This is a genomic window from Suttonella ornithocola (genome assembly GCF_001889065.1).
GTDB lineage: Bacteria > Pseudomonadota > Gammaproteobacteria > Cardiobacteriales > Cardiobacteriaceae > Suttonella_A > Suttonella_A ornithocola.
This window is the reverse complement of the sequence record NZ_LWHB01000310.1, coordinates 1-499: the sequence shown is the minus strand read 5'-3', so window position 1 is coordinate 499 and position 499 is coordinate 1. Positions and strand designations below refer to the sequence as shown.

The 499-nt window shown below is 51.5% G+C and carries 1 rRNA gene; it reads left to right on the top strand.

Annotation, left to right across the window (positions count from 1 at the left end):
• Window positions 1–499: ribosomal RNA gene (locus tag A5N85_RS13975) — 23S ribosomal RNA — on the top strand; the annotation flags it as partial.

Genomic DNA, 499 nt, shown 5'->3' with positions numbered 1-499 from the left:
CCCGGAAACCGGGCGAGTCTATCCATGGGCAGGTTGAAGGTTGAGTAACATCAACTGGAGGACCGAACCCACTAACGTTGAAAAGTTAGGGGATGACCTGTGGATAGGAGTGAAAGGCTAATCAAGCTCGGAGATAGCTGGTTCTCCCCGAAAACTATTGAGGTAGTGCCTTGTAGATTGACTTACGGGGGTAGAGCACTGTTTCGGCTAGGGGGTCACACCGACTTACCAACCCGATGCAAACTCCGAATACCGTAAAGTTTTACTACAGGAGACACACGGCGGGTGCTAACGTCCGTCGTGGAGAGGGAAACAACCCAGACCGCCAGCTAAGGTCCCCAAATTATGATTGAGTGGGAAACGAAGTGGGAAGGCGAAGACAGCTAGGAGGTTGGCTTAGAAGCAGCCACCCTTTAAAGAAAGCGTAATAGCTCACTAGTCAAGTCGTCCTGCGCGGAAGATTTACCGGGGCTAAATCATATACCGAAGCTGCGGATGC